This is a genomic window from Priestia aryabhattai B8W22 (assembly GCF_000956595.1).
Classification (GTDB): Bacteria; Bacillota; Bacilli; order Bacillales; family Bacillaceae_H; genus Priestia; species Priestia aryabhattai.
The window spans coordinates 1-23,315 of sequence record NZ_JYOO01000025.1 but is presented as its reverse complement, the minus strand read 5'-3'; the positions used below and the strand labels follow the sequence as shown (position 1 = coordinate 23,315).

Sequence of the window (23,315 nt, the reverse complement as noted above, 5' to 3'; positions counted from 1 at the left end):
ACTATAGTATGAGCAGGCGGGCTTATTTAATTGGTTGTGCTGTGATATAAGTGTTAAGTTATGATAGTAAAATAAATAACTTGACGAAACGAAGTTATAAAAATATAATAAGTTACATAAAGTAAGTTAATTAAAAAATGATATATTCAAAAGGAGAAATAATCATGAACTTTCACCGTGCACCCCATGTATTTGTTGGAAAAGTAAATTTAAAAGTAGAAAATTTAGAGCGTTCACTTGCTTTTTATCAGCAAATAATTGGGTTTAAACTTTTAGGGAGAAAAGAGAATAAAGCCTTGTTAACAGCTGATGGACGCACGGCGCTTTTATCGATTGAACAGCCGGAAAACGTTACAGCAAAACAGCCTCGTACAACAGGCTTATATCATTTTGCTCTATTGCTGCCGACTCGTTCTGATTTAGGAAGTATTCTGCAGCATTTGTTAAATAGCGGTTATCCGCTTCAAGGGGCGTCTGATCATCTAGTGAGCGAAGCGCTGTACTTGGCAGATCCAGATGGAAACGGTATAGAGATTTATCGAGATCGTCCGTCAAGTACATGGGAATGGAATGACAGTGAAGTAGTAATGGCTACAAAACCTTTAGATGCAGAAGCGATAGTAGCTGAAGGAAACGGTAAACCATGGACAGGATTACCTTCAGCTACCTTAATGGGACATATTCACCTTCACGTTTCTGAATTAAAGCAAACGGAAACCTTTTATCGAAATGGATTAGGTTTTGAGGTTGTGAGCAATTACCATAATCAAGCATTGTTTATTTCAACTGGACGCTATCATCATCACATCGGACTAAACGTTTGGAATGGAATTGGAGCGCCTAGTCCTCTTGAAAGCAGCGTTGGTTTAGAGTCATTTACACTTGTTTTCCCAGCTGAAGAAGCAAGGGAGCAGGCAATAAATCAGCTTCGTGAAATCGGAGCAGCTGTTTCTAAAGAAAACCAAGATTTCATCACAAAAGATCCATCAGGCAATATAATTAGATTAGTCCTTTAACATAAAAGCTGCCGCAATTGGCAGCTTTTATTTATCGCAATGTTCGTCAAAATAGGCAAGAAATGTACACTTTTTTCTCAAATAGTAAGAGGATAATGGCGAAAACGGTGTTATTTTCAGGGAAATAAACGAAGAGTCTTACGTTTAAAAAAGTTTGTAAACAAGCGGGCGTGGGAATAAAATACATATCAAGCGTCGTTTCTTATCGTTATTGAATCTTTATATAAAGTCTTTCCATATAAAAACTTGAAGGAAGGGAGCGGAAACCTGTGAGATATAAAGTGAAACATTGGCTTAGATTAACTTCAGACGAGCGCTATCTTGTATTGTTTGCTACTGCTGCTTTGCAAAAAGAAAAGCGATAAAAGAGTTGTTAATAGTAAGGAAAGTAGCTTTATATGCTAACGAAAAGGTAATAAAAGGCCTGAAAATAATATATTTATTTTCGGGCCTTTTATTATTTTTAAACCTTTTTTAAGTCAATTGTTGAGAGATAGCTTCGGCCGTTTGTTTGCCGTTTGTTATACACGCTGCAATGCCTACTCCATAGTAAGAACAGCCTGCTAATGTAATAGCGGGGTGCTTGTCATGCAATTTTTGAGTCAAGTTGCGCACAAGTTCACCGTGTTTAAGATGATAGGTAGGCATCAATTTATCCCAATTGGTTACGTCGCTTTCAATGGGCTGCTCTTTGATCCCTAAGCTGTTTTCAATGTCCTTTTGTGCCACTGCTAGCAGCTCTTCCTTTGACATCGTCCGCAGGCTGTCAAAGTGGTGACTCGTGCTTTTATAAAATAAGCGAACTAACAAATTCCCCCGCTTAGAGGTGTGAGCCCATTTTTTGCTCGTCCACGTGCAGGCATTGGCGATTAAGTTGCTTGATTGAGAGGCAATAAACCCGGTGCCTTCAGCGGGAAGGTATTCGTCTGGAACGTCATAGCCGATGTACACGCTAATCAGAGAAGAATCTTTTAACTGCTCAAAGTCTTCGTTTAATTCGGGATCGTTCAACAGGTGCTGAGCAGCCGTGTGCGGTGTAGCTAACACCACGTAATCCGCTGAATGGGCTTGCCCCGGCGTACTGATTTGGTAACGTTCACCGTTCTGTTTTATGCTGGTGGTTGGCGTATCTTTTAAAATCGTTACATCAGAAAGCTCTTCTTCTAGGCGGTGAATAATCGTTGATAAACCTTGTTTAAACGAAATGAATTTTTTATTTCCTGCCGTTTTAAATTTTTTTTCATTGGCTCCCATTCCCTTGATGATGCTGCCGTACGTGTTTTTATAGTCGAGCAGATAAGGGAGAGTCGAAGAAATCGTGAGTTTGTCTAAATCGCCAGAGTAAACGCCCGATAAAATAGGTGCAATTTGCTTTTCTACTAGCTCTTCTCCTAAGAAATGTTTTAAAAAGAGTCCAATTGAGCTGTCTTTTGTAAACGTTGTATTTTTAGTAATTAAGTCTTTTAAAGCTGTAATTTTAGCTTTTGAAGAAATCAGCTCGCTTTTAAAAAGAGATTCCACGCTTGTTGGAATACCGAACATGGTATCTTCCGGAATTGGAAGCAGCTCATTAGCAGAGTAAATAAACGATTTGCCCGTTTCGTTATATACTAAATCGTTTGTTAAGTATAGCTCTTCTAGCAGAGGCATGACGTTCTCTTTTCGAGCTACGATAGAATCTGCCCCTGTTTCCATGATAAATTCCCCCGCTTCACGCGTATTAATTTTTCCTCCTAGATGGGAATTTTTCTCTAGTAATAATAATTTAAGCGGAAGGTTACGTTCTCGTTTTAGTTTCTGCAAATAGTACAGAGTGGTTAAGCCCGTAATTCCTCCTCCAATAACAGCGACCGTTTTCAAAATATTCACTCCTACATTTTCAACAATTAGTCTGTAATATACGAAAATCATACCACTATGACTAGGAAAAGTGTAATGAATTGATTGTGAACATAGTGTGTGCAAATACGAAAAGAAATATTGAAACTATACGATTAGATATTTTGAAATTACATAAAATAAAAGCTCATACACGTAGAGAAAATAACTGAGACGCAGCAGTGAAGAAAGGAGGAAGCATCATGCTCGGCGGTTTTATGGAAACGCTGAAAAAAGACTGGCTCGCTTTCGTATTAATAAGTGTTCTTATATGCGGGATTACCTTAAACGTACGAGCTGAAGAGAAGAGCGGACGAAGCGGATACATCGAACCAAAGCTAGTTTTTCCTGTGATCAGTGATGTTCATATTAAGGAAACAGGAACGCTTGATTTGCGTACTTTTCAACATGCATTAACGCAATTAAATGAACAGGCACCGAAACAAGATGCATTTGTAGTAGTAGGAGACTTGGCCGATACAGGCGCGTTAAAAGAATACGACCGTTTTTTTTCTGTTTATAATCAAAATAAACAGTCGCAGGCCGTATCTCTTTTTACAATTGGCAACCATGAATACCGGGACAGCGTAACCAATCAGCAAGCGCAGCAGCGTTTTTTATCTAAAACCAAAATGAAGGCTCTTTACTTTCATCAAGTGATAAAAGGCTATCATTTTATCATGCTTGGAACAGAAAGCCGATTAACTGCCGGTGATTATTCAATCAAGCAAATTAACTGGCTTGGAGAACAGTTGAAGATAGCAAAGCGAGACGATCCTAAAAAACCGATTTTTGTCTTTATTCATCAGCCTATTAACAATACACTGTACGGGGAAAATAGATGGGGGATAGAAGTGAATGAACAGCTTCTTTACAATACGTTAAAACCTTATTCGCAAGTCATTACGTTTTCTGGTCATACCCACCATCCGTTGGACGACCCTCGTACTATTTTTCAAAGAGATTTTACCTCTCTTGCAACGTCTTCTGTTCGGTATATATGGCCTGGTGCTGGATATTTACAAGGTGAACTTCCTCCTGGCTATCGAGACGTGAGTCAAGGTCTTCTTGTAGAGGTTTATAATCGAAAAATAGTCGTTAAAAGGCGGGATTTTCACGCAAATAAGTGGACGGGAGAAGCGTGGGAAATTGATATACCTGCAGATGCAAAAAAATTTCACTACACAAATGAGCGAGATTTAGTAAAACCGATTTTTCTTCCAAGCTCTACTATTTCTGTTATACAAGAAAAAGCTTCAGCAAATCAGCTTTATATCCAGTTTACGCAAGCGGTGGATAATCTGATGGTTCATTCTTATCGCATTACCGTCAAAAATAAAGAAACTGGAAAAGTGGTCAAAACATATAATGCATTTTCTCAATATTACAGCGATCCTGTTCCGGATGTTTTAAGTCTTCCGTTATCAGGTTTGCAGCCTCATACTGCGTATCAAATAGAAGTAGCGGCAGTGGATGCGTTTGACAATCAAAGCGATCAAAAATTAATTATTGAAGGCTCTACTAAATAGCTGAAAGAATCCTGATTTTTATTGATTCTTTTAGCTTTTTTTCATCTGTTTTTAATGTTATTTTCATTAGATTTTTAAGTGGAGTTGCTACACTGAAACTGTATTTAAAGTCATAATATGTAATTTTTATGAAAGTATCAAAATCAAAAGGAGTTTATATGAAAGGATCTTTTGTACGTTTTTTAGTAGTGGGACTGGTCAATACAGCAGTAGGTCTCTCCATTATGTATGTGCTGCTTCATATCTTTCATCATTACTGGATAGCGACGTTCGTCGGCAATGCAGCGGGGGCAGTCGTCAGCTACGTGTTAAATCGAATATTTACGTTTAAAAGCGGAGTTCATTTATCAAAAAGCATACTGCGTTTTATTTTAGTTATTGGCATTTGCTACGGCTTGTCTTACTATATTGGACTGCAGTTCTCCAGCTGGTTATTGCATCAACTTCCTGTTGCGGTGCGTCCGTTCAAAAAAGACGTCGGTATATTAATTGGAACAGGTCTGTATACGCTTTTAAATTATACGGGTCAAAAATACTTTGTATTTAATACAAAAAAAGAAGCAGTCGTCATTCACGATTAGCTTTTAGTCATTATGAAATGGAAATAGGTGTTAACAGATGAAGAAAGAAACAGCTATGAATAAAGAAAAAACATTGCTTATTATCGCTTTCCTTTTGCTGCTTGCGTATGTATCTCCTATGTTTTTACTTGGGGAAAATTCACATATACGCGTGCATGATAATTTAGACTCAAATATTACGTGGTATAAAGTTCTGCATCAAAGCGGGGAGCTGTTTGGTTCCAGTCATGCCGTATTACCTCAAATTATTAACGGATTGCCGAGAAACACGTTTGGAACAGAATTTAGCGGTATTCAGTGGCTGTATGGCTTATTTCCTACCATGCTTGCGTACAGCCTCAGCCAAATGATTACGCGCATATTTGCTTTAATTGGAATGTATTTATTATTAAAAAAGCATTTTATTAAAAGCGAGGATGCTTATGCGATTCGAGTGCTTGTATCACTTGCTTTTGCACTTACGCCATTTTGGCCTTCGGGCATGCTGAGTACATTAGGACAGCCGCTGGCGCTGTGGGCGTTTTTAACCATTCGAAACCGCGAAGGAACGTGGAAGGAATGGCTTACACTTTTATTGCTTCCGTTTTACGCGAGTTTTGTGCTAGGTTTTTTCTTCTTTTTAGCGGCGATGGGGCTGCTATGGCTAAGAGATGCCGTAAAAAAACGAGCGTGGAATATTCCTTTTTTAAGAAGTATTGCAGCGATGACCGCTGTCTTTCTTCTCATTGAATACCGGCTTGTTGATTCGCTTTTATTTCCGGAGGCCCCGACGAGTCGAAATGAATTTTTAAGCTCTACTCTAAGCTTTGGACATTCCGTTCGCCTTGCTTTAAAGAACTATACGCTCGGGCATACGCATGTAATGACGCTTCATACCTTTGTCATTTTACCGCTTTCTTTTGTCGTACTGTGGATTGTTGCTCGGAATCAGAAGGGAAAGCTTGAAAAAACGTTTTTGCAGTTATTTATTCTTAATCTCCTGCTGTCGATTTGGTATGCGTTTTGGTTTTATAAAGGATGGGAGCCGCTAAAAGAAAAATATCAGCTTTTTAATACGTTCAATTTTGCTAGATTTCATTTTTTACGCCCGCTCATTATTTATTTAATGTTTGCCGTTGGCGGCTATGTTTTATGGAAAAGGAGCAAGGCGTGGAAGAAGTTTGTGTGGGTATGTTTGATTTTACAGCTGCTTGTGTTATTTATAGCAAATCCAGAACTTTATTACCGCTACAATCACGAGCCGTCAGTCAAGGAATTTTATGCTGTTCATCAATTTGATGAAATAAGCAGATATATTGGAAAACCTAAATCATCTTATCGCGTAGCAAGCATAGGGCTTCATCCATCCATTGCTCAGTATAACGGCTTTTATACGCTAGATACGTATAACAACTTCTATCCGTTAACGTATAAGCATGAGTTTCGTAAAATTATTGCCAAAGAGCTTGATAAAAATAAAAAACTAGAAAGCTACTATGATCACTGGGGCAACCGCTGCTATGTGTTTGTTAGCGAGCTAGGGAAAAAATATGATTACCGAAAAGACTCAACTAAAAAAATCCATCATTTGCAGCTTAATATCAATCAATTTAAAAAAATGGGCGGTCGCTATATTTTTTCAGCTGTGCCAATCGAAAATGCTGAAAGCGACGGTTTGCACTTTTTAAAAGCATTTAACGATAAACAGTCCGCTTGGAAAGTGTATGTATATGAAGCAAAGTAAGGGGGCAATAAAATGAACAGACCTATTTTAACGATTGTTGTTCCATGCTACAACGAAGAAGAAGTATTCACAGAGACGTCTTTTCAATTAACTACTGTAGTAAAAGAACTAATAGATGAACGTCTTGTATCAAGTGAAAGTACCATTTTATTTGTAGACGATGGAAGTAAAGACAGCACGTGGTCGCTTATTGAAAAAGAAAGCTGCAGCAATTTATTTGTAAAAGGGTTAAAGCTAGCGCGAAATGTAGGACATCAAAATGCTTTGCTTGCAGGACTAGAAGCAGCCTACCAACAATCTGACTGCGTCATTTCCATTGACGCGGATTTACAAGATGATATCAACGCCATTCGTACTTTTGTAGAGAAGTATTGGCTCGGGTATGAAGTTGTATATGGTGTTCGAGACAGCAGAGAAACCGATACACTTTTCAAACGAACTACGGCAGTAGGATTTTACCGTTTTATGAATAAGTTAGGAATTCAGCTCGTTCAAAATCACGCTGATTTTCGTCTCATGAGCAAACGTGCTCTTGGTGAACTCATGAAATACAAAGAAGGAAACGTCTTTTTACGAGGTCTTGTACCATTAGTAGGATTTCGCTCCACTGAAGTCACATATGACCGCAAAGAACGGACGGCGGGCGAATCAAAATATCCGTTAAAGAAAATGCTCGCTTTTGCATTTGACGGGATTACATCTTTTAGCGTAGCGCCTATACGGTTATTAACGCTGCTTGGAGGAGCTTCTTTTCTTTTTAGTGTTGCGTTTGGCATTTATGCGCTGATTCAAAAATATTTAGATCATACGCAAATTGGGTGGACGTCTCTTATTTTATCAATTTGGCTTGTAGGCGGCCTGCAGCTAATGGGGATAGGGCTTGTCGGAGAATACATTGGCAAGATTTTTAACGAAGTGAAACAGCGTCCTAAATATACGGTTGAAAGAGATTTATATACGAAACACTCATTAGACAAACAAAAAGATTTGCTGATGCATTAATTAAGAAGCTTCTCCTGAATGGGGGGCTTTTTGTGTTAAAACGTATATCATAATTTTTAGGGCAATAGGAGATGCTACTACTAAAATTGCTAAGGAGATCAATATCTATGAAAAGACTATTTTATACAGTCAGCACTTTTTGTTTTGTTTGGCTTGCTTTTGCAACTATTCATGTTAGCGCTCTTTCGATGGAAAAGCTTCCAATGAAGAAATCATCTGAACAATGGTCGGTTGAACTGGCAAAAGCAAGTATGACGGGAGATAATCAGCTAAAGTGGAAAAATAACGTCTATCATACATATGGGTTAACCGTTGAAAACATTGGAAAAGACGTAGAACGCGTGCAGGTTCAAGCTTTTCGTCACGAAGGAAAAAATAAGACGAAATACAGCTTGTTTTCTCCTATTGAAAGATCTAACTTAAGCAAAAGCGGTCAGCGTTTTCGCTATGCGAATTTTGCTGTTCCTGGAAAAGCGGCAGGCTTAGACATCATGATTAACTGGACGGATGAACAAGGCAATCATCAAGAACATTTTGAATTTAAATAAAAGTCTTCGCTTAGGCGAAGACTTTTTTTGCAGGAATTTATCTCTGCATGTGGAAAACGAACACGAAAGGAGAGATCGTGATGATTGTAAAAGCTACTGAAGAAGAAATACAGGAAATTCGGACAAAATCTGCTGATGCGCTGTTTGAAGGAACAACGCATCAGTTTCAACCGTCAACTGAACGCGTAAATGAACTAATTGATAATGCTCTTAAAAAAGGATGTTATTATTTAGTATCTAGACAAGAAAATAAACTCGCAGGCTGGGTTCTTGCGGGACCATCTGCCGACTTCTTTTCAAAAGAAGAAATTGGCTTTATCTACGAGTTATATGTTGTATCAGAATACCGCGGGCGGGGTCTAGCCAAGCCGTTAATGCAAAAAGCGATTGATGAATTGTCTATCAAAGGATACCCTGAAATCAGGCTCAGCGTTCATGCTGGGAATTTTGTACAGCATGTGTATCGCGAACTTGGATTTGTAGATAAACAAATATCAATGAGCCTGCAGGTGGTAAAACGTTCGTAACGTTGGTGAATGTCAGCGAGTCCATAAAACATAAGATGTTATACATGCGATGAGGTTTGGTAATGAAAGTAAAAGTAAATAAGTAGCCCAAACGGCGCCTTTATCTAGTACTTCAACAGCTCCTCCACCTGTATGATCTGAGGCGGGAGGATCTTCAAGCGCGTTCATAATCAAAGCCGCTGCTGCTAAAATAATTCCTCCAATGCTTCCGGTTGTTTTGATAATTGCAATATGGAAAGTAGATGAAAAGGCAATGCTGAGAAGCAACAGCAAGCTTCCCAAAAAAGCAGATAACATATATCGTTTCATGTGCTCACCATCCTTTATGACAGCATACCATATTTTACTTCTTTTTTCTTTTTATTGAAAAGCTATTGACGTAACCTACAAAACATATTAGAATAGTCAGAAATAATTTAAAAACGAAATATTCTTATCTAGAGAGGTGGAGGGACTGGCCCTTTGAAGCCTCAGCAACCACAATTATTGAATGGTGCTAATTCCAGCATAGCCTAGCTTTGACAGATAAGAAGAGGAATCTTTTTCTATGGTGAAATCCTCTTCTTAGGAAGAAACATTTCGTATAGAAAAGGTGATGACATTGAACAATAGACAAACGGCGTTAAGCATTGATGATTATTTAGATCTATACTTGTTAGCAAAAGAAATAAAAGACGAAACGTGGCAACAGGAAATTTTAGCTGCGCTAAAAACGAAGCAAAATCGCTCATTTGAAGACAAACAATCCGCACTCGTTCAAGAAATATGGGAAGATTTTAAACAGTTAAATGAAGATATTTCTTTTACGTATCGCTTAATTCAAGAAGAGCCAACTAATGAACGATTTCAGGCTAAATTAAGGCACCTGCGAGAACGACGGATTACGCTGAGTCGCGAGTTATATCTAGCTAAAAAACAGTATGTTGAACATATGCAATAAAAAGATCCGCTTGATAAACAAGCGGTTTTTTTGCATGTAAATGTTAGAAGCATTATATTTCGGGTAAAAAAGAGATAAGACAAGAAAAGGAGGGATGACAGTGGCTCAAGGTGTATTATGTGAAGTAAATGAGTGCGTGTATTGGAAAACTGGAAACAAATGCAGTGCAGAGTCCATTTACGTTGTGAGTCCTGAAAGTAGTCACCATGTTTCTGAAACGGAAGAACCTGGCTGTAAAACTTTTGAACCCGCGAGATAAATGCTAGTTTTTATAAAAAGCATAAAATGAACGATGCGCTGACGGAGTTGAGTCGGCGTTTTTCTATTTTTTTAAAATGCTATTACTTAGGTGCAATAATAAATACATAGTAAAAAACCAGTGTCTACATCTAATTGTGTATTTAAACAAAATGATACGATAATTTTTTTATTTTTCGACAAAAGAAAAGTGAGAGAAAGGTGATAGAATACAAATATATAGCCTAGCTGACTTTTAGCACAGACTTATATGAAAGCGCTAACAAAAAAAGGCTGTATTCATCTCGTTTTGACAGATTGGAAAAAGGGGAGACGTTTATGCAGGGGAAAACTCAGGGGAAAGAATTGAAACGCGGGTTAGAAGAAAGACATGTGACGCTGATGTCCTTAGGAGCAGCCATAGGGGTAGGGCTGTTTCTTGGATCTGCATCTGCTATTAAATTAGCAGGACCGGGAATATTGTTGGCGTATGGATTTAGCGGAATGATTATGTTTTTTATTATGAGAGCACTTGGAGAAATGGCGATTCAAAAACCTGTTGCAGGTTCATTCAGTAAGTACGCGCGCGACTATTTAGGGCCGCTTGCTGGTTATTTAACAGGTTGGAATTACTGGTTTTTATGGGTTGTAACATGTATGGCTGAAATTACAGCCGTTGGTATTTATATGGGGTATTGGTATCCAGATGTACCAAACTGGATTTGGGCGTTATCGGCGCTTGTCATTATGACAACAGTTAACTTCTTAGCTGTTAAGGCATATGGCGAACTGGAATTTTGGTTTGCACTTATTAAAATTTTAGCGATTGTGTTAATGATTGCCGTTGGGTTATTAATGATTGTGTTCGGAATCGGCAACGGCGGCGTTGCGACTGGTATTAAAAACTTGTGGGACAACGGCGGACTGTTCCCGCACGGATTCAAAGGCATTTTGCTGTCGCTGCAAATGGTCATGTTTGCGTATTTAGGAATTGAAATGATCGGTGTTACCGCGGGAGAAGTGAAAAATCCGGAAAAATCTCTAGCAAGAGCAATTGATTCTGTCTTTTGGCGTATTCTTATTTTCTACGTGGGTGCATTATTTGTCATTATGTCAATTTATCCGTGGCAAGAAATTGGTTCACAAGGAAGCCCGTTTGTATTAACATTTGAAAAAATCGGGATTCCAGCGGCGGCTGGTATTATTAACTTTGTCGTGCTAACAGCAGCTCTTTCTTCTTGTAACAGCGGTATTTTTAGTACAGGCCGTATGCTGTTCAACTTAGCAGAACACGGAGAAGCGCCAAAAGGATACGGCCAGCTTACAAAAGGCGGCGTACCAGGAAAAGCTGTTTTAGCATCAGCGGGTGCTTTATTAGTGGGAGTAGCGTTAAACTACATTGTGCCTGCAAAAGTATTTACGTGGGTAACAAGCATTGCAACATTCGGTGCGATTTGGACGTGGGGAATTATTTTGCTTTCTCAAATTAAGTATCGCAAAACGTTAAAAAAAGGTGAAGAGGCAAAGTTAAAATACAAAATGCCTTTGTTTCCGCTAACGTCTTATGTATCACTTGCGTTTCTAGCGCTTGTTGTTGTTCTTATGGCGTACAACCCAGACACAAGAATTGCAGTTGTCATCGGACCATTATGGTTTATCGGTCTTATTATTGCGTACTACGCAAAAGGATTTCATAAACGAAGTCAGAGTTCAGCTGCAACTGAGCAAAAGCTCGTGAAATAAAAGAAAAAACCTCTTTCTTGGAAAGAGGTTTTTTCTTTTGTTTGTTTTTAATTTCTTATAAATTAATTAGTTTAGGTAGGTTTCGATAATTGTTTCAATATCATAAGGGGTAACACCTTCATCAAGAGAATAAATAGTGTCAGCTTTTTGCTTGTCGTGGATAAGTGTTCCTCTAGCTTCTGCGTGAAATGAAAAAAGGTCATAAAGCGTTGGCTTCAACAGCTTTGTCATAGCTTTTCCTATAAGAGAGACAGATCCATTGTTTTGTTCGAGATTATTTTCAAATTCAACATGATGATGCAGCGAAATATCCGTCCAGATTAATTTTCGCTCTTGTAAATCAAAAATTAAAGGGATGGAGATGGTGGAATCACTAGCAAGATCTACTTTATTCTGCACGGTAGAAGGTTCGAATATCTCGCCGGACTCTATGTGCTGTCTCATCATCCATCCTCCAAAACATTCGGGAAGCATAACAAAAGGCTGGACAGAAAATGAATAAACGTTCATCAATATATAACGGCCGCCTTTTTTTAGAATCGTAGGGATATGCAAGTCAATAAATTCACATGCCCCGTTAGGAGCAGATGTAATATCTCCGCTGTGAAAAGCTTTGAAGCTTTTTGAAGATAAGTTTGTATAAGAAATATGCTCTTTATACTGCCAGTTTTCATCGTAAATTCCGGCAGACAAATCAATATCTACACTACCGGTGTGTTCACCATTTACAAAGCCTTCTTTCCACCAAATAAAAAAACGAAGCGTATTGCCTTCAGGAATTGTTAATTTACTGCCCCTACTAATCGTTTTTAATGTTTTGCTGCTTGAACGCTGTGAAAATGGTATAGTTTGTTCACGTAAACGTTCATCAAGCCATACATTTCCAAGAGGTGGCAACTTAGCAAAACGGTCATGTAAAGCATCTTTGCATGCATTTATTACACCATCACAAAGATTTTTACGAAGAGAAGGTAAGGTATTATCAAGCGCCATTACTTTGGACACATTCCCTTTTGGAAACACTACGCGCATATCTTGTCTATGATGTCGATGCTTCATATGTGAATAGAGCTGAAGCAGTACTGGCGTAGAGACATGATGAGCGACCGTTGCAAATGCTACAATAATAGAAGCAGCTTCTTGTTCCCCAGTAGATAAGCGCAGTAAATGGTCAATTCGTCTAGCAAAGTCACCTGGCCGTTTTTCTAAAAGTGAAACTGCTTTTGAGACGTCTTGTTGCTCGAGTGCTTTCTCTAATTTACTATAGAACGTCAACGGTCTTTTATGGTTTCGAACAGCATCGAATCTTTTAGCAGCGTGAGGAAATCGATGTTTGTATTCTCCAGGATGTAAAATCTCACCTAAACGAATCCACTTTACTTTATAACGAAACATATCTTCTTCTACATTTGGAGTGCTTTCTAGCAGCTGCAACAAGCTTCGGCGTTCAAAACGACTAAACTTTTTAAATAAAGTGGGTGATGAAAGGCTAATATCGCCATCAGATAAAGCGGTTGCCAAACGTAAGACATCTGTTGCTGTTTTAAAATAAGAAGACAAGACATCAATAGGTAGTTTGTTTGTTTTAATTAAAACTGAGCTAACAAATGCAGCATTTTCTTTTTGAGGAATGACTGCTGGAAGTAGGTCTAATGCCGGTAAAGTGATAAGAGACCATTCGATGTCTGCTCGATCCGTTTGCGATAATGAGGTATTGGCACCAATTAATTGGCGCATCATAAGGTCAAATTCTTCATCCGTTCCGAGGTCAATAATCCGTAAATCTGTAGTATCAAACAGTGGAAAAACATCTTGTTTTTCACTGTTTGGTAAAATCCCAGTCAGATAGTGAACCACAGCATTTATGTATAGTTCTGCTTCGGACGCTTGCATGACTTCGTTTGGAAAGTTAGGATACATCGGTTTATATTTAACATGAGCGCCAACAAGTCTTTTTAAAGATAAGAGAAGCTGCTCATAAAAAGACATAAATTCGTAGAACGGAAGAGTGAGTAACCGATCAATTAAAGAAGTTGAAGCTGTAAATCCTAATGCCTCAATGTTTTTTAACATGGAAGCCACATAAGCAGGGGGTAATATATCTGATCCTTGCTTCACAATTACTTTAGACTGTCTTCTTAAAAAAATATCGTTTTTCATTCAAACACCACCATGTATGATTTGCACAGAAAAAGCCAGGCGCTTTGCTTCCTGACTTTGAATATATGTATAGTTAAGTTAATGGATTAAGGAAAGGGATACCTCTAAATTCTAAGAGTTGGATGAGAAGGAAGAAGTATCATAGCCTTAATCTTTGAATAGTGTACCATCATATTGAAAGGATGTAAAATAATAATAGTTTAGTAAGAAAGGGAATTTTTTATCTTTTTTACCTATCGAATTCTCTCAATCTTAAACCCATTATCAATCTGATGAAAGCCGACTTTGGGATAATAGTTCATAGCAGAAGGAGCGGAAAGTAAAATGAGCGCGGTTTCTTCACCGATTTCTGCTTGAACGTGCTTGATGAGCTGTGTGCCGATTCCTTGATTTTGATAGTCTTTTACGACAGCTAAATCCGATAAATAGCAGCAGTAGCTAAAATCTGTTAACGCTCTAGCTATGCCAATGAGTTCGCTGTCGTTCCAAGCGGTAATGGTAAGAGAAGCGTGATCAAGCATTCTTTGAATCCGATCAAGATCTTGTGAAGGACGTTTAATGCCTGAATGTACAAACACTTCAGCAGCTTGTTCGGCACGGATTGAGACGTTGGTTTTATAAGTAATAGTCATTGTGTCATCTCCTTGAGTTATAAGATATAATTCAGTATATGAAGAAACTGAACTGAGAGTAAGTGTCAGAAACGGTAAATTTGATAGTATCAGTTAGAAAGGAAAGAATACCATGTTAGAGTTAATGCCCTTGCTCAATAAAAGAAAAGCAGATCCCTTATACATGCAGCTTTATACTTACATAAAAAAACAAATTCAAAAAGGTACCATTCCGCCTCATGAAAAACTGCCTTCTAAACGAAAGCTAGCTCTTCATTTAAGCATTAGCCAAAATACGGTTGAAGCAGCTTATATACAGTTAGAAGCAGAGGGCTATATTGAGATACTAGCCAGGAAAGGAGCATTTGTAAAAGAGATAAAAAATGAAGTCGTGCTTCAAGAACTGCCTCCTATCTCTGTATCTCTGCAACAAGAAGATCAAAAATCAACTGCCATTGATTTTAGCCATGGAAAGATAGACGTAGAAAAATTTCCGTATAATACGTGGAAAAAGCTAACGGTTCAAGCTATTTATCATGATGAAAGCCAGCTTTTTTATAGCGGACATCCGCAGGGCGAACTGCTTCTTCGCCAAGAAATTGCGTCATACCTTTACCACTCAAGAGGAGTGCGCTGCACAGCGGAGCAAATTGTGATAGGTGCAGGTACACAGTACCTCATGTGGCTGCTTTCTGTCATTCTAGGAAAAGAAAAGATAATTGGGTTCGAAAACCCAGGTTTTCACCGAACAAGGCACGTTTTTCAAGAACAAGGCATGTCGGTCGTCCCTATTTCTCTTGATAGTTCTGGCTTGAAAGTCAAGGAACTGAAAGAAAGCGAAGCGGATGCGGTGTACATTACGCCGTCTCATCAATTTCCTATTGGTATGGTCATGCCGATAGCAAGAAGGCTTGAACTACTAGAGTGGGCGAAGGAAGCGAACGGCTATATTATAGAAGATGACTATGACGGAGAATTTCGCTATAAAGGAAAACCGATTCCGGCACTTCAAGGATTAGATCAAGACGATCGCGTTATTTATACGGGGACGTTTTCAAAATCGTTGATGCCTTCTCTTCGAATAAGTTATGCCGTGCTGCCACACCGACTTCTTACAAGATATGTGAAGCACTGTGGACTTTTTAAACAGCCTGTTTCAAGACTTCATCAGTATACGCTTTTTCTTTTTATGAAAGAAGGACACTGGGAACGTCACTTGAATAAAATGAGAACAGCATACCGCAAAAAACAAGCGCTGCTGCTAGATTGTTTGACTACTACTATGGGAGAACGTGTAGATATTGTCGGAGAACATTCTGGCTTGCATATTCTTCTTAAGGTAAAAAACGGAATGAGTGAACAGAAACTAATTGAAGCAGCTGCCGAGCAAAAAATAACGGTTTATCCAACGTCTATTTATTACCATACTGCTAATAAAAACCAGACGCCATATGTACTGCTTGGATTTGCGGGACTGTCTGACGAAGAGATAAAAATGGGCATAGATTCGCTGTTTAAAGCTTGGTTCGTCCAATAAGAAGTAAAATTAAAGAGTTTTTTAAACAAAAAGACTTTAAACAGTCTATTTTAGCGAGAGAAATAGATAAGAACCAGCGCGTTTGATTATACAGACTGCGCTGGCTTTTTTGTCTGGAAATCAAGGAACAGGCAAGGGTTAATAAGTTAGTGAACTTGAAAGTAAAGGAAAGTTTGATAGGAAGAAGATGCTTCTTGTAAGGAAGTGATAAATATATGGAAAAGCGGCGTTACATTCATGCGGTTGTTTCTCGACCAGTCGTGGTTTACGAAAAATGATTTTCTTAGTTCGGCTGTGAGTTCAAGCTGTACTCCGGCTTTTAGCAGATTATCGTTCACAATATTTTGCTCGCTTGTTCCGGCTATATCAGAAGGAGCGTCACGGACTGTAAAGTCGTGTTTGCGCAGCGATTGCTTTACCAGCTCTTTATAAAGCTGATTTTTTCCCCCTACATATACGATAGGCTGGCTGCCACTGTAGCCGTGAATCGTCATGACGGACATACTTTGCTGAGCCATTCCTCTAGCAAACGGTTCGTCAAAGTTTTCTGAGGTTATGTGCAGAACTCCGTTGTTAGTGGACTTGATGCCTTCGAATAAATAATAAGAAGCGGAAAAGCGATCAGCGAGTTCTTTGGCAACTTCTGATGTACCCGGTTCAATTCCTCCGCCGTGAATGGCCATAATGGATAGGTAGCTAAAGCGCTGCTCGTAGCGAATATCATAGTCTTGATGGAGAATCTCGTGCTGCTGCAGTTCTGCATAGGAAGAGTAAGAGTCACCGCTTGCATAAGAAGGAAGGGGAATCAAAAAGCAGTACATCAAACATAGCAAAGTGCTCGCACTCCATTTGAATAAACGGTTCATTAATAATCACCTCTATCTATCCTATGATAGGTAGAGGTGATTATTAGTGCTTCCGGCCGATATAGAGTAAATGAGAAGAAAGTCCAAGGTGATAAGAACTTGATGCTTGTTGAATAAGGAGCTGAACGATGCTGTTCATTTCTTCAGAAGAAGTTTCCTGCCAGTACGTCCATTCCTTTGAATTAACTGACGAAGCAAGGTTAGAGGCAATTAGCTCAACACATTGGAATCCATGGTTCGCTAAAAAAGGAATAATATCCTCAATTTTAGTGTAATAAGCGTGGGTAAATCGGCCTTCTTCTGCATGATCAAAGCAGCCTGATTCATAAAAATCATGAAGCGCTTTTGCCGTGTTGTTTGGTTTTAAACGTTCCGGCGATGTTAAAGAAGAAATCATGTGCTGAACACGCGGCATAAACGAAATAAAAACAGTTCCGCCTGGCTTTGTTACCCGATACAGCTCTCGAACGGCTTGAATACGATCTTGCTTCTTCTGTAAATGATACATTGGTCCAAGCATTAGTGACGCATGAAATTGTTCATCTGAACAACAGTGAAGGTTTCGTGCATCTGCCACATGAAAATTACGAAATGCATTATATACTTGCTGTTCTAAAGCTTTTTCTTTGGCTTTTTCAACTAGCTGCGGCGTCAAATCAGTTAAAGTTACTTCATAGCCGTTTTCTGCTAGTTTCAAAGCATACCTTCCCGGTCCGGCACCGTTATCTAAAATATGTCCGCTAGGGAGAAGGTGCTTATTAATAAAATGCCAGTTTACTTGAAACTCAATAGGTTCTCGTTCTAATCGTCCCCACTCATCAAATTTGCTGTAATAATCGATGACTTTATCCATTTTAAAGAGCCTCCTATTCAAAAAAAAGTTATAGTAAATTATAACAAAAATAGAAATAGTTAATAGGTGCATTTATGAAAAATTGAAGAGAAAGGAGGAAAAAAAGTGACTGCAGCTTTTATTAGTCGTCTCGCGCTATCAGGTCTGTTAGGAGCTTTGGTTGGATTAGAAAGAGAATTTAGAGCAAAAGAAGCGGGCTTTCGAACTCATTTTTTAGTTGCTGTCGGTAGCACGCTGATTATGCTGATTTCGAAATATGGCTTTTCAGATGTGCTTCATCAAGATCATATGGCTCTTGATCCGAGCCGGGTTGCGGCACAAGTAGTAAGCGGTATTGGTTTTTTAGGGGCAGGTATGATTATTATTCAAAAGCAGCATATTAGAGGGCTTACAACAGCCGCAGGCGTATGGGCAACATCGGGAATTGGTTTAACCATTGGGGCGGGTATGTATACAGTCGGCATTAGTGCAACTATATTAGTGCTGATTGGCTTAGAAATATTGAACGTGATGTTTACATCTCTTTCTACTCATTCCATTTTAATTAAGTTTCGTGCAGCCAATCAAGAGGATATTTATGAGCTGCTTGATAAAATTGAAAGAGAAAATATTATGATTTCATCTTACGAAATTCACCGAGATCATCATCAAGGTGAGCTGCTCTATTTTGTAGAAATAAAAGGAAAGGCAAAAAAGAAAGGGAATAAAGTAGAATTGATTAAATCCATTCACTCTATGGCTCACGTGTTATTTATTGAAATTGAATAAGCGCTCATTTGTTTTTTGTCAAAGAGATTAAGACATAACTAAATTAATATAAAATCGAACAAATGGATAAAGGGGACCGTATGGATCGTTTAGTACACCGCGGTTGATTTTCGTGCAAGGCTTCGCTTTCCGCAGGCGGCTGGTGAGCCTCCTCGTCGCTTGCACTCCTGCGCGGTCTCACCTGGTCCGCTTTTCCCGCAGGAGTCTTCGCCTTGCCCTCTAATCAACAGCTGGAAGCACCTCCATATATGAAACCTACGTTCGGATCTTTTATTAACTAAAAAACTTTCGCTTCGGCTTCTTTATTCGTTCTCTATCTTGCTTAAACCATTTTGCTGTGTTTTAGCATAGCAAAAAAAGGCTATTACCTAAATATAGAGAATTTTACTGGAGGTTTTAAAATGAAAATTGGAGTCGTAGGTGCTACAGGAAAAGCAGGAAGTTTTATCGTGAAAGAAGCCTTAAATCGCGGACATGACGTAACGGCAATTGTACGCGATGCGAGCAAAGTAGAAGAAAGAGATGTTCATACACTGGAAAAAGACATCTTTGATATTACGGAAAAAGATATTGAAGGTTTCGATGCAGTGGTAAATGCATTTGGGGCTCCTGAAGGAAAAGAACACCTGCACGTAGAAGCGGGGCAGTCGTTAATTCATGTATTTAAACAAGCTCCGGACGTTCGCCTTCTTGTTGTAGGGGGAGCAGGCAGTTTGTTTGTTGATGAAGAGAAAACGACGCGTCTAGCAGATACGCCTGATTTTCCAAAAGAATACAAAGCAACAGCTGACAATCAAACTCAAAACTTAAAAGACCTAGAAAGTACAAGCGATGTTAACTGGACTTTTATTAGCCCGGCAGCATTTTTTAATCCTTCAGGAAAACGAACGGATGCTTATAAAACGGGGAAAGATCATGTCATTTTAAATTCAGAAGGAAACAGCCACGTCAGCTATGCGGATTACGCAATTGCGGTCATTGATGAAATTGAGCGAGGAGAACATGTAAATGAACGTTTTACCGTAGTATCCGACGCTAGATAAAGGAAAAGCCGCTTTATGCGGTTTTTTTAGCGCATGTTATACTAAGGAAAAAGGAGTAAGGTCGAGAATGGATAATGCAGTAAATGTAGAGCTAACGTTTTATAGTGAAACTTATGAGTCACCTGTACATAGCTATACGCTGCCTGAAGGGCAGCTCATTTATACGGCACTTCCTGCTGAAGCCATAGCTAAGTGTAAGCAAGAAAGAGACAGAGCGCCCGTTTTGATTTTGGCAGAAAACAAACTAGCCGGCTTTTTCGTGCTCGACGCAGGGGAAGCTGTTAAAGAATATACCGAGAGCTCCGGCGCGCTTTTAATACGGTCTTATTCCATTCATCCTGATTATCAAGGAACTGGAGTTGGCAAAAAGTCATTAAAGCTTCTTCCTTCTTTTATCATTCATCACTTTCCAACTAAAAATAAAGTGGTGCTAGGCGTGAACCATAAAAACACGGCTGCGCAGCGTCTGTACAAACGATGCGGCTTTATTGATACAGACCGGCATATTTTTGGAAGCCAAGGAAAGCAGTTTGTTTATCAGATGAACATAAAAAAAGCTTGAACAAGAGTTCAAGCTTTTTTCTTATATAACAAGGAGGAAGCTAGAGCAAATAGGGAGAGCTACAAGGGACGTTTTTAATACGGGAGCAGGTACGCGGTTTGTAAACTTTGCTCCAATATATGAACCGACCATTGTGCCGACAACAACTTGAATCAACAGCGGAATATCTAAAAAGCCCTGCTGATAATAGCCCATTCCGCCGCCAATTGCAATCGGAATAATAACGAGCATTGTCGTTCCGGCCGACTGGCGAATAGACAAACCTAACACCATCATAAGGCCAAGCTGGATAAATGGAGTTGATCCAATTCCAAACATTCCGGACAGAGCACCGGTAATTAAGCCAATTAGTAAAGAGTAGACGACAAATTTAGCTCCTGTTGGAACAGTACGTTCTTTTTGCTGACGGGAAAATAAAAACATTCGCAGCCAAAGTAAAACACCAGATAATAAAAGCATGCTGGCTGTTAGCCATTTTAGCTCGCCTTCTGGGATAAAGGATGAGAGGTTAGACCCAATCCAAGCGCCTAATGCACCGAGGATACCAACAGAGATACCGGATTTCAAAGATACGTTACCTTCGCGGTAATGACTGACTGCGCCAGATAAAGAAGAGAAAATCATTGCGGTAAGAGCCGTTGCGAGTGCAACGTGTACAGATACGCCGTACAGCAGCGTTAAAATTGAAATAATAAAACCTGATCCGCCTGCTCCGACAAATCCTAAGATCAGTCCGACGGCTAACATTGTTAAAACAATTGAAACATCCATAAACTAATTCCTTCTTTCAACACTTATTCTATGCAGGCACATAACATTTTTAGCAAGTGCTACGTTCTTCATTTAAACATGAATTTTTTATGACGTCCAATGTATAATTTATATGAAATTGATAGTATTATGTAATAAGTAAAGGATGTGAAAAAATGGAATGGCAGCAGCTCGAATATTTTAATGTTGTAGCTCAAACGGAACATTTTACAAAGGCAGCGGAACAACTATCAATCGCGCAGCCTACGCTCAGCCGCTCAATTTCTAAATTAGAATCAGAGCTTGGCGTGCCGCTATTTGAACGAAAAGGAAGGCAAGTTATTTTAAATCGATACGGACGGCTTTTTTACGAACGAACGGCCAAAGTATTAAATGAAATGGAAGAAGCTAAACGTGAGCTTTCGGATTTGATTCATCCTCATCGCGGCAGTATTTCGTTTGCTTTTTTAAAATCATTAGGCGCTTCGTCCGTCCCAAAATTAGTTCATGCTTTTTTACAAGAGTATCCGAACGTTCAATTCCAAATTTTTGAGAACGCTACAAACATCATGCTCGATCAGCTTCAAACCGGGGAAATTGATTTTTGTATGTCTTCCGTAACGGAATCTAGGGCAGGAATTCAGTGGGAATATTTATGGAAAGACGAGCTGTACGCGTATGTCCCTGATACGCATTCTTTTGGCTCAAGGCAAGTGCTTTCGATTTCAGAGTTGGCTCATGAATCGTTTATCGCGTTAAAAAAAGGATACGGAAGCCGAACAATTTTTGATCAGCTGTTTGAAGAAGCCGAAATTGTCCCAAATATTACGTTTGAAGGAGAAGAATTTTTGACGGTGATTGGTTTTGTAGCGGCTCATTTAGGGGTTGCCTTGCTTCCTGAAATAAAGGGAGTGGACTTGCGAGGTATTAAAAAAATAAAGCTCAAAGAAGACACAGCTTCAAGGGTAATTGGGATTGCGTGGAACAAGGATAAATATTTAACTCCTGTTGCGAAAAAGTTCCAGGAATTTTTAATTCAGTATTTTAAAGACCATCATACGGGGGGAGAACTATGAAGAAAATTGCTTGCCTGCACGCTCATTATTCGAACATCTCTTATATCGAAAAAACTCTGCCGTTTGCGAACTGTATGCATTTCGTAGACCCTGGACTTGTACATCGGGTAACAACCGACCCTAAGTTTGCAGCGGAGTCAGCAGCTGAAGAAGTAGAGAAGCAGTTAAAGTGGATGGAAGAATGTTCAGCAGATGCCATTTTACTTACGTGTACGAATTACATTGCTCTTTTACCAGAAGCATTTACAAGCGATGTTCCAATTATTAAAATCGATGAGCCTTATTTTCGCCGAATATGTGAAATAGAAGAACCGCAGCTTATCGTGTTTACAAATCCAGAGACCGTAGAAGGAACGATGAAGCGTCTAGATGAATTTGCATTTTATCAAAATGTAAAGATAAAGGTTAGCCCTGTTGTGATAGAAGGTGCTTTTGAACTAGTAATGACTGGAAACCTAGAGAAGTATAAACAGAAGGTAAAACATGTCTTACATGAGCTAATAAAAGAGCATAACACCGTTGTTTCAGTGGCGCAGCTCTCGATGGTAGAAGCGGCGGAGGAGGTAAGCGACCGTATTATTACGCCTCTTCAAGCGTTAGCCGAAGAAGTAAGAAAAACAATTATTAGGTCATAAGAAATGAAAGTAAGGGAAAATAAATGGTAAAATATTCACTTTATTTTGACAAAAATTTCATTTCCTTATATGATAAGTAGTGTTATAGAAACCACTTATTATATAGGGGAGGCATCGTTTTGTGAAGAAAGCAAATGCGCGCGATAAGATTTTAGAAACAGCATCGCGGCTTTTTCAGCTGCAAGGCTATCATGCAACAGGATTAAACCAAATTATTAAAGAGAGTGGGTCGCCAAAAGGGTCTCTTTATTATTATTTTCCAAAAGGGAAAGAAGAACTGGCGATTCACGCTGTTCAATATACGAATAAATACGTCCAAGTTCAAATTAAAGAAAGTTTAAATAAATCTTCTGACGCGGCACAGGCTATTCAGTATTTTATTGAAGAATTGTCCAAGCAGTTTGAACAGGAAGAAAGTATTGCTGGTATGCCTGTTGGGCTGCTGGCTGGAGAAACGGCGCTTATTAATGAAGCGCTGCGAGAAGTCTGCTACTCAGCGTTTCAAGATTGGGAAAAACTTTTTAGAGAAAAAATGATAGAGAGCGGATTTCAAGAGAAGCAGGCAGGAGAGCTCGCAGTTGTGATTAACTGTATGATCGAAGGAGGAATCTTGCGTTCGTTAACAGAGAAAACAAGCGCTCCTTTGCAGCAGATTCAGCAGCAGATTCCAATTCTTGTTCGTAAATAAAGAGTAGCTTTGCGCTTGGCTATTGGTACTTAACATTTTAAA

At 39.1% G+C, this 23,315-nt stretch carries 25 protein-coding genes and 1 riboswitch; of the genes, 17 read left to right on the top strand and 8 right to left on the bottom strand.

What is annotated here, in order from left to right:
- Nucleotides 1-164 precede the first annotated feature (164 nt).
- Nucleotides 165-1,016 carry a VOC family protein gene (locus N178_RS18385; RefSeq protein ID WP_045293946.1) on the top strand — a complete coding sequence of 284 codons (852 nt, stop codon included), beginning with the start codon at nt 165-167 and terminating at the stop codon, nt 1,014-1,016.
- A gap of 474 nt (nt 1,017-1,490) precedes the next feature.
- Here the strand turns inward: N178_RS18385 and N178_RS18380 are convergent, their stop codons facing one another.
- The gene (locus tag N178_RS18380; RefSeq protein WP_045293945.1) at nt 1,491-2,876 is read right to left on the bottom strand and encodes a protoporphyrinogen oxidase; all 1,386 of its coding nucleotides are present in this window, start codon (nt 2,874-2,876) and stop codon (nt 1,491-1,493) included.
- 221 nt (nt 2,877-3,097) lie between these two features.
- On the opposite strand from N178_RS18380, the gene N178_RS18375 reads away from it, so the two are divergent.
- The 6 genes from N178_RS18375 (at nt 3,098) to N178_RS18350 (ending at nt 8,804) form a co-directional block, all read left to right on the top strand.
- Nucleotides 3,098-4,423, top strand: coding sequence for a metallophosphoesterase (locus N178_RS18375; RefSeq protein ID WP_045293944.1), 1,326 nt, complete (start codon nt 3,098-3,100; stop codon nt 4,421-4,423).
- 158 nt (nt 4,424-4,581) lie between these two features.
- Nucleotides 4,582-5,004: a GtrA family protein gene (locus tag N178_RS18370; RefSeq protein WP_045293943.1), complete on the top strand. Its 423-nt coding sequence runs from the start codon at nt 4,582-4,584 to the stop codon at nt 5,002-5,004.
- A 37-nt stretch (nt 5,005-5,041) separates the two neighbouring features.
- Nucleotides 5,042-6,727 carry a DUF6044 family protein gene (locus N178_RS18365; RefSeq protein ID WP_045293942.1) on the top strand — a complete coding sequence of 562 codons (1,686 nt, stop codon included), beginning with the start codon at nt 5,042-5,044 and terminating at the stop codon, nt 6,725-6,727.
- A 12-nt stretch (nt 6,728-6,739) separates the two neighbouring features.
- A complete protein-coding gene (locus tag N178_RS18360; protein WP_045293941.1) occupies nt 6,740-7,729 on the top strand; it encodes a glycosyltransferase family 2 protein in 990 nt (329 codons plus the stop codon).
- 107 nt (nt 7,730-7,836) lie between these two features.
- Nucleotides 7,837-8,277: a hypothetical protein gene (locus N178_RS18355; protein ID WP_045293940.1), complete on the top strand. Its 441-nt coding sequence runs from the start codon at nt 7,837-7,839 to the stop codon at nt 8,275-8,277.
- Nucleotides 8,278-8,357: 80 nt separating this feature from the next.
- Nucleotides 8,358-8,804 (top strand): GNAT family N-acetyltransferase, encoded by a 447-nt coding sequence (locus tag N178_RS18350; RefSeq protein ID WP_045293939.1) that lies wholly within the window; start codon nt 8,358-8,360, stop codon nt 8,802-8,804.
- Between the two features lie 12 nt (nt 8,805-8,816).
- Here the strand turns inward: N178_RS18350 and N178_RS18345 are convergent, their stop codons facing one another.
- Nucleotides 8,817-9,113 carry a hypothetical protein gene (locus N178_RS18345; protein WP_045293938.1) on the bottom strand — a complete coding sequence of 99 codons (297 nt, stop codon included), beginning with the start codon at nt 9,111-9,113 and terminating at the stop codon, nt 8,817-8,819.
- Nucleotides 9,114-9,234: 121 nt separating this feature from the next.
- A riboswitch (SAM riboswitch) is annotated at nt 9,235-9,336 on the top strand.
- 69 nt (nt 9,337-9,405) lie between these two features.
- Between N178_RS18345 and N178_RS18340 the strand changes: the two genes are divergently transcribed.
- From N178_RS18340 to alaP, 3 genes are all read left to right on the top strand, one after another.
- Nucleotides 9,406-9,744: a hypothetical protein gene (locus tag N178_RS18340; protein WP_045293937.1), complete on the top strand. Its 339-nt coding sequence runs from the start codon at nt 9,406-9,408 to the stop codon at nt 9,742-9,744.
- A 100-nt stretch (nt 9,745-9,844) separates the two neighbouring features.
- Nucleotides 9,845-10,003 (top strand): DUF1540 domain-containing protein, encoded by a 159-nt coding sequence (locus N178_RS26120; RefSeq protein WP_071271404.1) that lies wholly within the window; start codon nt 9,845-9,847, stop codon nt 10,001-10,003.
- Nucleotides 10,004-10,320: 317 nt separating this feature from the next.
- Nucleotides 10,321-11,724 carry an alanine permease AlaP gene (alaP, locus tag N178_RS18335; RefSeq protein ID WP_045293936.1) on the top strand — a complete coding sequence of 468 codons (1,404 nt, stop codon included), beginning with the start codon at nt 10,321-10,323 and terminating at the stop codon, nt 11,722-11,724.
- A 66-nt stretch (nt 11,725-11,790) separates the two neighbouring features.
- On the opposite strand, the gene N178_RS18330 is transcribed toward alaP, so the two are convergent.
- Both N178_RS18330 and N178_RS18325 read right to left on the bottom strand, forming a co-directional pair.
- The gene (locus N178_RS18330; RefSeq protein WP_045293935.1) at nt 11,791-13,884 is read right to left on the bottom strand and encodes a TerD family protein; all 2,094 of its coding nucleotides are present in this window, start codon (nt 13,882-13,884) and stop codon (nt 11,791-11,793) included.
- Between the two features lie 233 nt (nt 13,885-14,117).
- Nucleotides 14,118-14,516, bottom strand: a complete 399-nt coding sequence (locus tag N178_RS18325) for a GNAT family N-acetyltransferase (RefSeq protein ID WP_045293934.1) — start codon at nt 14,514-14,516, stop codon at nt 14,118-14,120.
- A 112-nt stretch (nt 14,517-14,628) separates the two neighbouring features.
- Between N178_RS18325 and pdxR the strand changes: the two genes are divergently transcribed.
- On the top strand, nt 14,629-16,032 hold the full coding sequence (gene pdxR, locus N178_RS18320; RefSeq protein ID WP_045293933.1) for a MocR-like pyridoxine biosynthesis transcription factor PdxR: 1,404 nt from the start codon (nt 14,629-14,631) through the stop codon (nt 16,030-16,032).
- Nucleotides 16,033-16,178: 146 nt separating this feature from the next.
- Here pdxR and N178_RS18315 read toward each other — a convergent pair whose 3' ends face one another.
- Complete coding sequence (locus N178_RS18315; protein WP_045293932.1) at nt 16,179-16,898, bottom strand: poly-gamma-glutamate hydrolase family protein; 720 nt, start codon at nt 16,896-16,898, stop codon at nt 16,179-16,181.
- A gap of 43 nt (nt 16,899-16,941) precedes the next feature.
- A complete protein-coding gene (locus N178_RS18310) occupies nt 16,942-17,751 on the bottom strand; it encodes a class I SAM-dependent methyltransferase (RefSeq protein ID WP_045293931.1) in 810 nt (269 codons plus the stop codon).
- 105 nt (nt 17,752-17,856) lie between these two features.
- On the opposite strand from N178_RS18310, the gene N178_RS18305 reads away from it, so the two are divergent.
- Nucleotides 17,857-18,519 (top strand): MgtC/SapB family protein, encoded by a 663-nt coding sequence (locus N178_RS18305; RefSeq protein ID WP_013058646.1) that lies wholly within the window; start codon nt 17,857-17,859, stop codon nt 18,517-18,519.
- An 89-nt stretch (nt 18,520-18,608) separates the two neighbouring features.
- Here the strand turns inward: N178_RS18305 and N178_RS27190 are convergent, their stop codons facing one another.
- Nucleotides 18,609-18,746, bottom strand: a complete 138-nt coding sequence (locus tag N178_RS27190) for a hypothetical protein (RefSeq protein ID WP_169746691.1) — start codon at nt 18,744-18,746, stop codon at nt 18,609-18,611.
- A gap of 174 nt (nt 18,747-18,920) precedes the next feature.
- Here N178_RS27190 and N178_RS18300 point away from each other — a divergent pair, with 174 nt between their 5' ends.
- Both N178_RS18300 and N178_RS18295 read left to right on the top strand, forming a co-directional pair.
- Nucleotides 18,921-19,562, top strand: a complete 642-nt coding sequence (locus N178_RS18300; protein ID WP_045293930.1) for an NAD(P)-dependent oxidoreductase — start codon at nt 18,921-18,923, stop codon at nt 19,560-19,562.
- 67 nt (nt 19,563-19,629) lie between these two features.
- Entirely contained in the window at nt 19,630-20,124 is a 495-nt protein-coding gene (locus tag N178_RS18295) for a GNAT family N-acetyltransferase (RefSeq protein ID WP_045293929.1), read from the top strand.
- A gap of 21 nt (nt 20,125-20,145) precedes the next feature.
- Here the strand turns inward: N178_RS18295 and N178_RS18290 are convergent, their stop codons facing one another.
- Nucleotides 20,146-20,895, bottom strand: coding sequence for a sulfite exporter TauE/SafE family protein (locus N178_RS18290; protein WP_045293928.1), 750 nt, complete (start codon nt 20,893-20,895; stop codon nt 20,146-20,148).
- A 155-nt stretch (nt 20,896-21,050) separates the two neighbouring features.
- Here N178_RS18290 and N178_RS18285 point away from each other — a divergent pair, with 155 nt between their 5' ends.
- From N178_RS18285 to N178_RS18275, 3 genes are all read left to right on the top strand, one after another.
- Nucleotides 21,051-21,950 carry a LysR family transcriptional regulator gene (locus N178_RS18285; RefSeq protein WP_045293927.1) on the top strand — a complete coding sequence of 300 codons (900 nt, stop codon included), beginning with the start codon at nt 21,051-21,053 and terminating at the stop codon, nt 21,948-21,950.
- A complete protein-coding gene (locus N178_RS18280) occupies nt 21,947-22,585 on the top strand; it encodes a hypothetical protein (RefSeq protein WP_045293926.1) in 639 nt (212 codons plus the stop codon). The genes N178_RS18285 and N178_RS18280 overlap by 4 nt, the downstream gene beginning before the upstream one ends.
- A 121-nt stretch (nt 22,586-22,706) precedes the next feature.
- Nucleotides 22,707-23,273 carry a TetR/AcrR family transcriptional regulator gene (locus tag N178_RS18275; RefSeq protein ID WP_045293925.1) on the top strand — a complete coding sequence of 189 codons (567 nt, stop codon included), beginning with the start codon at nt 22,707-22,709 and terminating at the stop codon, nt 23,271-23,273.
- Nucleotides 23,274-23,315: the final 42 nt, after the last annotated feature.